7 protein-coding genes are annotated in these 10,227 nt (G+C 49.4%); 3 read left to right on the top strand and 4 right to left on the bottom strand.

Annotated elements, in window-relative coordinates; genetic code table 11:
• The first annotated feature begins 93 nt into the window (after positions 1–93).
• Positions 94–1,029 carry an L-threonylcarbamoyladenylate synthase gene (locus ACOJTG_RS19150; protein ID WP_420155293.1) on the top strand — a complete coding sequence of 312 codons (936 nt, stop codon included), beginning with the start codon at positions 94–96 and terminating at the stop codon, positions 1,027–1,029.
• A gap of 30 nt (positions 1,030–1,059) precedes the next feature.
• The gene (locus tag ACOJTG_RS19145; protein ID WP_420155292.1) at positions 1,060–1,554 is read left to right on the top strand and encodes a hypothetical protein; all 495 of its coding nucleotides are present in this window, start codon (positions 1,060–1,062) and stop codon (positions 1,552–1,554) included.
• 4 nt (positions 1,555–1,558) lie between these two features.
• Here the strand turns inward: ACOJTG_RS19145 and map are convergent, their stop codons facing one another.
• The 4 genes from map to purB all read right to left on the bottom strand — a co-directional run bounded on the left by map (position 1,559) and on the right by purB (position 8,384).
• Positions 1,559–2,323 (bottom strand): type I methionyl aminopeptidase, encoded by a 765-nt coding sequence (gene map, locus ACOJTG_RS19140; protein ID WP_420155291.1) that lies wholly within the window; start codon positions 2,321–2,323, stop codon positions 1,559–1,561.
• 62 nt (positions 2,324–2,385) lie between these two features.
• A complete protein-coding gene (locus ACOJTG_RS19135; RefSeq protein ID WP_420155290.1) occupies positions 2,386–5,493 on the bottom strand; it encodes an AAA family ATPase in 3,108 nt (1,035 codons plus the stop codon).
• A 53-nt stretch (positions 5,494–5,546) separates the two neighbouring features.
• Entirely contained in the window at positions 5,547–6,752 is a 1,206-nt protein-coding gene (sbcD, locus tag ACOJTG_RS19130) for an exonuclease subunit SbcD (protein WP_420155289.1), read from the bottom strand.
• Positions 6,753–7,037: 285 nt separating this feature from the next.
• Positions 7,038–8,384, bottom strand: coding sequence for an adenylosuccinate lyase (purB, locus tag ACOJTG_RS19125; protein WP_420155288.1), 1,347 nt, complete (start codon positions 8,382–8,384; stop codon positions 7,038–7,040).
• Between the two features lie 386 nt (positions 8,385–8,770).
• Between purB and ACOJTG_RS19120 the strand changes: the two genes are divergently transcribed.
• Positions 8,771–10,180 (top strand): APC family permease, encoded by a 1,410-nt coding sequence (locus tag ACOJTG_RS19120; protein WP_420155287.1) that lies wholly within the window; start codon positions 8,771–8,773, stop codon positions 10,178–10,180.
• Positions 10,181–10,227: the final 47 nt, after the last annotated feature.

The raw sequence follows: 10,227 nt of genomic DNA, 5'->3' as shown, positions 1-10,227 counted from the left end.
GCTTTGTTTTGTACCCAAATCAACCGCATTTTCCGTATTTTTGTCGGAAAGCTTACCCTGGGAACGGCAAAGAAAGACTGAACACTAACAAGAATGACTGGTACGGATATACAGCAGGCGAAGGCCTTTTTAGAAGCGGGAGAACTCGTCGCCATTCCCACCGAAACGGTGTACGGTCTAGCGGGTAATGCCCTCGATCCAGCGGCTGTACTTTCTATTTTTCGAGTAAAAAACCGACCCGCCTTCGATCCGCTCATTGTGCATACCAACGCCTTTGAACGTTTATGGGAGTTTGTGCGGGAAATCCCCGAGAAGGCTTTGGTACTGGCAGAACACTTAACGCCGGGTCCGATTACGTTTTTGTTACCCAAAGCCGAATCCGTACCTGACCTGGTGACCAGCGGTCTGGATACCGTCGCCGTACGCATTCCCCGGCACGAGGTAAGCCTTTCGCTGTTGAGTCAACTGGCCTTTCCGCTGGCCGCTCCGAGTGCAAATCCGTTTGGGTATATCAGTCCTACCACCGCTCAGCACGTCGAACAGCAACTGGGCAAGCAGATTGCCTACATTCTGGATGGCGGAGCCTGTGAAGTAGGCGTGGAGTCAACCATTGTAGGTTTTGAAGGCGATCAGGTCATTGTGTACCGCAAGGGAGGTACGCCCATTGAACGCATTGAACAACTAGTAGGCCCTGTCGAGGTACGGGCTCATTCCAGTTCCAATCCACAGGCTCCGGGCATGTTGAAAAGTCATTACGCCCCACGTACGCCATTGACCTTGATGAACGATTTTGTCTCGGTACCGCACTCAGATCGAATAGGAGTGCTTAGTTTCCAGAATGATTACGGCCGGTTGCATCAAGAAATTCTTTCCATAACGGGCGATTTTGCCGAAGCGGCCCATAATCTTTTTGCCGCCATGCGACGATTGGATGCTCTGGGCCTCGACCGAATCTACGCCGAATTAGTACCCGAACGGGATTTGGGAACTGCAATCAACGACCGGATCCGAAGAGCCGCGGCCGAATAAGAATACTTGCTTTTCACCCTCTATGACTGCATGAAAACGCTTTTGAGTACACTCGCTTGCCTGTGGATTTTTCTTCAGTCAACCGCCGCTCAGGTTCCCTTCGGGGAAGCTTGTGTAGGTACGTGGACGGGCCGGATGGAAATCTATGCTCGTGGAAAACTACGCGATACGGTTTCCGTTCGTTTGACAGTAGGAAAGACCACAGAGCCGGAAAGCTGGTCCTGGAAAACCGAGTACCTTTCTGCGAAACAGCCCGCTGTCAAAGATTACCGGTTACGATTGAAAGATGCGTCTACGGGTCTGTACCTCGTGGACGAACGTGACGGCACGGAGTTAACGAGCTATCGCTTTGGTAATAAGCTCTATAGCGTATTCGAAACGGAAGGAATCGTGCTCACCTCCACGTATGAACTACGGGAGAATGAGTTAATTTTTGAGGTTACTTCCGGAAAAAAAGGTTCGCCGCAATCCGTTGTCAACTACTCCGTCGATCATCTGCAACGCGTCGTCTTGCGGCGAAACTAATTTCTTAATTCCAGATTTCGTTCATCGCCGTAAGGATCAGCGGTTGATCATCCGTTACGACAATGGTATGCTCGTGCTGAGCCACAAATCCACCCCGGTTGCCAATCAGCGTCCAGCCATCATTGGTTTCGTTGGCGTACATGGAGTCCGTGGCGATAAACGTTTCAATGGCTACCACCGAATTTTTCTTGAAACGAGCCTTATTCGAACGATCGTAGCAATTCAGAATACTGCTCGGTTCTTCGTGTAATTTGCGGCCAATACCGTGGCCAGCCAGGTTCTTAATCACCCGGTATCCCGCTTTTTTTGCTTCCGTTTCGATCAGTAAACCGACATCCGCAATGCGTACGCCCGTTTTAATGTGGTGAATCGCCTTATGTAAAATTTCTTTAGACGTATTGACCAGCGGCTGGTGTTTCCGGGTATCCTGTCCCAGTACGAATGAACCGCCATTATCCGCCCAAAAGCCGTTCAGCTCGGCGGATACGTCGATATTAATCAGATCGCCTTCGCGAAGTACTTTTTTAGCGGAAGGAATGCCGTGGGCTACTTCGTGATTCACGCTGATGCAGGTCCAGCCGGGAAACCCGTAACTCAGGCGGGGAGCCGAGCGGGCTCCCAGTTTCTTGAGGATTTTTCCCCCGAAATTATCCAGGTCTTTCGTCGTGAGACCGGGGCGGGCGTACGCTCGCATTTCCTTGAGGGTCAGCCCGACAGCTTCGCTCACCTGTTGCATTCCCGCCAGTTCGGCCTGTGAGGTAATCGACATATTTTTCCTAATTTGTGAATAAAGGTATTGCTTGTGGATAACTGTGGATAACTCGAATTAGTTTATCCGACAATTTCCATTTCACTGAATCCGCTAGCCTGTTTCCGAAGCCGGATTTGGGTAGTGATTCGTTCTTTCAGGGCTTCCACGTGGGAAATGATCCCGATCATACGATTGGATTCGGCCTGTAATTTTTCCAGCGTTCCCAGAGCAATTTCCAGCGTATCGGGATCGAGGGTACCGAAACCTTCGTCGATGAACAGGCTTTCGATCCGGACGTTTTTCGATACCATATCGCTGAGACCCAGGGCCAAAGCCAGGCTTACCAGAAAGGTTTCTCCGCCCGAGAGTGTAGCCACCGCCCGGCGTTCGTCAAAGTTTCGATCGAGTACCCACAGATTTTCCTCATCGCCTTCGGGCGGCAGGAGCAGGTACCGATCCGAGAGGTCCTTCAAACGACTATTGGCCGAACGGGCCAGATTCGCCAGGGTTAATTTCTGGGCAAACTGATTGAATTTCTTTCCTTCCCGATCCCCCAGCCCTTCGGCCAGTAATCGCCATTTTTTATAGCGTTGTTCGAGATCCGCGATTTCGGCAATCCGGCGGGCATTTTCGGCTCGACTCGCTTCATTATCTTTGAGTGACTGCTTCCAGCCACCAATTTTCTGTAGATACTCCCGTTCAGAATTGCGGTAATCCTCCATTCGACTTTTCAACACATCGATCGACAAATCCGAATCGTCGGCCTGAATCAGGCTTTCCACTTCCTTCGTCAGGTTCTCCATCTGCGTTTCCAGTTGGGTTTTCCGGCGAATGAGCTGGTCTTTACGTTCAATCAGGGTTCGATATAATTCGGTGGATAACAAAGCCGATCGGGCTTCTTCCACACTGGCAAAGCCCGATGTGGATAACTCTGTGGATAACTTTGTCTGCAACTGGTGGAAAACTCCCTGTGTATCCAATAAGAGCCTTTTGTTTTCCACCAGCTCTGGTTCATACTGCTGCGGCGAAAAGGTTTTCTGCACCAGTTTGCGGAGCAATTCGTCACATTCGGTATTTAGATATTTTGGGTCTTTGGGGTAGCGTTTCTGTAGTTCTGCGGTGTATTCCTGCTGTTTCTGGAAGAATTCGAGGCCATTTTTCAAGTGTTTCCCAAAATGAGCCAGACTATCGCTCCGTTCCTGTAGCTGAATAAGTTCTTCGAGTAACTGGAATCGTTCGACCTCCGCCTGTACCCAGCCTTTTACCTCTTCCGATTTACCAATCTTTTCAATGGCTAACTGAGTTTTCCACATTCCCACCGCTTCCGCAATGGGCTGGAGTTCTGTCTGGGCCTGAGTTTTCTCCCGCTCCAGGGTTTGAATCGTTGCTTCCGCAGCTTTGGTCACAAGTTCGACCTGCCGTAATTGCTGCTCCGTTGTACTCAGCGAGCGTTCACGAGCCTCAAAACGGGCTTTCAAACTGGCCAATTCTTGTAAGTACCGTTCGATACTGAAATGATCATCGCTCCTGTTTTCGGCGGGATGATCCATAGAGCCACAAACGGGACAGGGTTCATCCGGACGTAACTCCGTACGCAAGCGGGGAATGGAGGTTTCCCGAATAAAGGTAAGTTGCTCTTCCTGAGCGATCTGTACTAAATTCTTAGCTTCTGTAACGGCCTGCTGAGCCGCTTGTAAGGCGGGTTCATTAGCCCGTATCAGCTTTCGTTGTTCGTCCACCTGACGATCGTAGTCAGCCAATCGTCGGCGAACGGTTTCGTACTGACGAACCTGTATTTCCAGTTGTTGTAAAGCATCACGGCGGATCTGCGACTGCTGGCGAATCTCAGGCAGCTTGGCTTGCGTATCCCAGTTATACAGCGTTCGTATGTCCGTTTGACGCCGTTGCGTTTCTTTCCACAATTCCCGCGAACTGCCCAGACAATCGCCGTACGATTCCCGCTTCCAGAGGGACTGCAATTCCCCCGAACCCGTTTTATCGAGCCAATACGTCCCTTGTTCTTTCGCCGATTGCCACTGCTGAGCCACTTCCTGCCGAGCAGTAACAAGTCCGGATACCGTTTCCCGAAACCGTTCCAGTCCGCTTTGAGCCGACTGATCCGTTACCAGTTCACTGGTCAGTTTGGCAATATCTGCCAGCAGCTGCGTGCGGTTTTGCTGGGCCCGCTGGTATTCGTTGGTCAGCCGTTCGGCCTGAATCTGAGCATTTTTTACGTTTTGTTCCTGGACCTGATATTCCGTTAATTGAGTTGAAAACTGCTGTACGCGTTCGTGCCGATTTAGGGCGGGGGTATGCTGCTCGTCGAACTGGCCTTGCTCGCGTTCCCAGCTGGGCCATTCCGTTTGCCGGATGGCTTCCAGCGATTTCCAGATTTCGCTAATCCGTACTTTTCGCTGCAACTGTACTTCCAGGCCTTTGCGTCCCGCCTCGGCCTGTCGGCAAAGCTCGTCATACTCTTTAATGGATGTTTCGTATTCTTTGACGTCTTCGTCGGATAAAAGCTTCTGTAAATCCAGTGATTGCTGTTTCTGCTCGATTTCCCTTTTGTAGCCATCATGCCAGCGAGCATACGCTTCCATCCCCAATTTCCGGTAGATTTCCGTACCCGTAATCCGCTCGAGTAATTCGGCTCGTTCCTCTCGCTTCGCTTTTAGAAAAGCCGCAAAATCACCCTGGGAAAGCAAAATGGCCTTAACGAATTGTTCGTAATCCAGTCCAATCCGCTTTTTGATTTCTTCCTGTACTTCTTTTTTCTTCTTGGAAGCGAGTATAACATTGTTATCCACATCGGCAATTTCAGCGTATTCATCCAGTCGAAATTGCCCTTTGTTTGCCCCCCGACTAATCATTTCCCGCTGCAAACCCCACTTGGCCCGATAGGTACCACCGGGTGTGGAAAACGTTACTTCGGCTTGAGCCGCGTGCGTATCACGCGTGAGTACGCCGCCGAGTTTTTCCAGCAAATTGGTATTGACCTCGCCTAATCGGGGAGTACGGTGGTATAGAGCCAGCGTAATCACATCCAGAATCGTGGTCTTTCCCGCTCCCGTTGGCCCGGTAATCGCAAACAGATTGGACGTACGAAAGGCCGTTTCGTTCTGAAAATCAATGGTATGTTGTCCCCGTAACGAATTTATATTTTCGAAAGATACTTTTAGAATACGCATGCGATCTTATCAACCCCCCGCTGTAAAATGTGGATAACTTATGTGGATAACTCTTACAGACTATGTAGTAGTTCTTGAAAGGCTTCGGTAAGTAAGGCTTTGGATTCTTCGGTTTCCGCATTTTCCTGGAGCCATTGCTCAAACACTTCCGTCGGAGCGAGTTCGGGCAGGGCCATGGTTTCCCCAAACAATTCGTCCGTCGTTTTTAACTGTTGTTGAAATTTGAACCGCCAGTTGAGTACGGACAGGTAGGGATGATTGAGTTTGAGAAAATAGCTCTTGGCCACGTCAATCAGCATCGGATCGCGGTGTTCTTCCAGAATCTCAATTTCAGCCAGCGTCCGTAACACATCGGAATGTTGATACGCATCAACGGCTGCTTCAATTTCGGTAAACGAACCGCTAAACCGCCGCAATTGTCGAAACTTTGGCACTTTAAGTTCCTGAATATCAACTACCTTTTGATTTTTAATTTCTAGTTGAATAATCAGCTTTTCATCCAGCCGCTCGCTGAAACTCAGGGCCGTTGGTGAGCCTGAATACCGAACGTATTCCATTTTACCCAACATCTGGGGTCGGTGAATATGCCCAAGAGCCAAGTAATCGAATGCTGGAAACAAGTTGACTTCGAATAAATCCAGCGTACCGATGCTGTGTAATTTCTCGTCATTATCCGACGTAGCCGAGCCGTTGACAAACAAATGCCCCATGCCCAATACGGGTACACTGGCGTAGATTTTCCGACCATGGGCGTGCACCTGCTCATACCGACGCTGAATACCCGCTCGTACGGCCATCCGACGATCTTCAAAACTTTCTCCTTCAACCGAACGCTTCAGATCCCGATCCCGCAGGAAAGGTACGGCCGCTACGGCCGCCTGTAGATTCCCCCGGCGGTCGAGTAGGGGCAGTACTTCCTCGCAGCAATCGTCGCAGGCACCCCCAATAACATGAACGTCGAGTAGTCGCAGAATTTCACGGGGAGCGTTCAGGACCGCCGCCGAATCATGGTTGCCACCCGTAATGACCAGGCGACACTTGGAGGCAATGAGTCCTTTTAGAAAATCATAGTATACCTGCATGGCCTCCACCGATGGGTGGGCCGTATCGAAGATATCGCCCGCCACCAGCAGCACATCAATCTGTCGTTCCTCAATCGTTGCCAGCAGCCACTCTACAAAGCGGCGACTGTCTTCCAGCAAATCAGTTTGATACAGGCGTTTTCCCAAATGCCAGTCCGCCGTGTGTAAAATCTTCATTCGTCAAAAATAAAACATTCGCCACGAAAAAACCCCGGCGGGCCTGGATGACCGACCGGGGTTCTCGCTGAATTTTTTTCAACGGCTTTAAAAAGGTACTTTTTGAGCTTCCTGAGAATAATTTATAGCTGCACAAAGGTACAGCTCCGTTTTTCTATCCAAATCTCAGCGGCCAGCTCGGAGCGATTTTCAGTCGATTAAAAATTGATTGTCAATAAGTTATCCACAGTTTTTTCCACATTCAAATCACTTGTCCACAAATCGAATGAAACGCTCTTTTTAGCCTTATTCCATTACACCGAGGTAATTAAACGGCGAAATGGCCCGTAATTCGGCTTTAATGGCCTCTGATACGTCCAAGGTCTCAATAAACTCGGCAATAGTCTTCGCTGTAATGGCTTCGTTCTTCCGGGTAAGAGCCTTCAAGGCTTCGTAGGGTTGTGGATAACTTTCGCGACGCAGTACCGTCTGAATCGCTTCAGCGACTACGGCCCAGTTGGCTTCGAGGTCCGCGTGGATGGCGGCTTCGTTCAATTCCAGTTTGTCCATACCCCGCATCAGCGATTTCAAAGCGATGAGCGTATGAGCCAATGGCATTCCCAAATTCCGCAGTACGGTTGAATCCGTCAGATCCCGTTGTAAGCGGGAGATGGGTAGTTTGGCCGACAGGTGTTCGTACAAAGCATTGGCTACGCCCAGGTTGCCTTCTGCATTTTCAAAATCGATCGGGTTTACCTTATGGGGCATCGCGGAAGAACCCACTTCGCCCGCTTTGATTTTCTGTTTAAAGTAATTGGTGGATACGTAGCTCCACACGTCCCGCGAGAAATCGACGAGAATCGTGTTGAGACGCTTGAGCGTATCCAGCATCGCTGCCATATGATCGTAATGCTCGATCTGCGTGGTATACCGACTACGCGACAATCCCAAACTGCTCACAAAATCATTTCCGAATTCTGGCCAGTCGAAACCCGGATAGGCTACGTGGTGAGCGTTAAAATTACCCGTTGCTCCGCCAAATTTCGCCGCGTAGGGAATCTGAACGAGCAGGTTCCGCTGTTGCTGTAACCGTTCAACGAATACCTGCAATTCTTTTCCTAAGCGGGTCGGTGACGCAGGCTGACCGTGCGTACGGGCTAGTAACGGAATATCTTTCCACAAGGTTGCCAGCGAACTGAGCTTGTAGATAACCTCTTCGAAAGCGGGCGTGACCACGGCGTCCATCGCTTCTTTGAGGGAAAGCGGAATGGCGGTGTTATTCACATCCTGGGAAGTGAGTCCAAAATGGATGAATTCCAGGTACTGCTCAATGGATAGATCGGCGAGTTTTTCCTTGATAAAGTACTCGACCGCCTTGACATCGTGGTTGGTCGTCTTTTCAATTTCTTTAATCCGCAGGGCGTCTGCTTCAGAAAACTCGGTATAAATGGACCGTAGCTGATCGAACAGCGAAGTGTCAAAATCAGCGAGTTGGGGCAGGGGAAGCTCACAAAGAGCGATGAAATATTCGATTTCTATCCGAACCCGATAGTGTATTAACCCAAATTCAGAGAAAAAGGGGGCCAGCGATTCCGTAGTCCGACGATAGCGGCCATCTACGGGCGAAATAGCCGTAAGGGTAGTAAGAGCCATACTGATTTGCTTCGTAAAAGACAAAGTTACATAGAGAATCGGGTTTAGGGTTGCGTGTTGGGTTTTGAGTTTAGGGTTTTGAGTGGTCACTGTGCAGGTTTCCAAACCTGTACCCACCATGAGGCAGTTTCCAACTGCCTTTATAACCAATTTGCATTGCATGCAGGCCTATTTACAGAGAACCTCCTTTCGAGGTTAGCAATGGATCACAAGTCATGTGAGAAGAGTAGTATAATTATAGAGTAAACTTGCCTATCACTCGGTAAGAAACGGGATAGGCAGCTAGCCTACACGAAAACTCTAAACCGAAAACTATACCAACTTCGCTATTTTTTTCCGAATTTGCTTTTTCATCTAACCGCTTTTCCCAACTAAAATTTGCTTGTATGCCTGAATCTCAGGGTCACCTTCGGCGTTCGATTGGTCTGGTCTCCGGAATTGTTTTTGTGATTAGTGCCGTTATTGGAACGGGCGTGTTTAAGAAAGTGGCTCCCATGTCGGCGGAGTTGCAGTCACCGGGAATGGTACTGGCGGCCTGGTTACTGGCCGGATTGATTAGTCTGGCCGGGACCCTCAGTAACGCTGAAGTGGCTAGTATGCTCGTAGATTCGGGAGGTGAGTACGTCTATTTCCGTACGATTTACAATCGATTCTTTGCCTTTTTGCTAGGCTGGACCAACTTCGCAGTCATTCGAACGGCTTCTATTGCTTCCATTTCCTACGTTTTTGCTCAATCGTTAGGCTCACTTATTACGTTGCCGGCTACCCCCGAATCACTCGCTGCCATACACGTGCTTGGTTTACAACCACTGGACAACCTGAGCGTCAAACTGGTAGCCATCGGACTGGTACTGATTCTAACGCTTCTCAATGCCCGAGGGTTGAAAATGGGCGAAACCATTAGCCGAATTCTGACCGTAGCCATGATTTCCACCATGCTGGTCATTATCGTTCTGGGTCTATTCTCAGCTACGGGCAGTTGGGCGAATATTGAACAACCTTCGGTGAATTTCGACGCTGAACAAATGTCGGGAGGTACGCTGGCAAGTGCATTAGCCCTGGCGTGTTTAAGTGCTTTCTGGGCGTACGAAGGCTGGAATAACCTTGGCTACATTGGCGGTGAAATTCGTAACCCTCAGCGAAACTTGCCCTGGGCGTTAACGATTGGCACGCTCATCATCATGACGATTTATCTCTTGATGAACTTCGTCTATTTCTACGTCTTACCAATTGACGACATTATTGCGGTCCATCAATCTAAGAATGGCATTGCTGCGGTAGTGGCCGTAAAGCATTTTCTGGGGAATGGAGGGGGTTTAGTGATTTCATTATTAATCCTGGTCACCACGTTCAACTGTACAAGCAGTACCATTCTCATGGCTTCCCGCTTGTTTTACGCCATGGCCAAAGACGGATTATTCTTTAAGACAGCTAACTACATCCACCCGGTTTTCAACACACCCTCCAAAGCATTGTGGATTCAGGGCTTCTGGTCTTCGGTACTGATTTTATCCGGAACCTTCGATCAGTTAACCGATATGCTCATTTTCGCCTCCTTCATTTTCTACGGAGCTACGACTTTGGGTGTCTTCATTCTTCGTAGAAAAATGCCGGACGTCAACCGTCCTTATAAGGTCATTGGTTATCCAATTGTGCCTGGACTGTTTCTGGTCTTCTGTACCTTTCTAGTGGTCAATACCTTATTCACCCGTACCACAGAAGCTATGATTGGACTTTTGTTGATGGCTACCGGATTACCTTTTTATTGGGTCTGGCGAAAGCGAGCTACCGTATAGGCCTATGCGGTTCGCTAAAAAAGGGCTTAGCAATGGTATTGCTAAGC

This window comes from Siphonobacter sp. (assembly GCF_048595215.1).
In the GTDB taxonomy this organism is placed as follows: domain Bacteria; phylum Bacteroidota; class Bacteroidia; order Cytophagales; family Spirosomataceae; genus Siphonobacter.
Note: the sequence above shows the minus strand (reverse complement) of the source record. Positions and strands in the feature narration are given on the sequence as shown.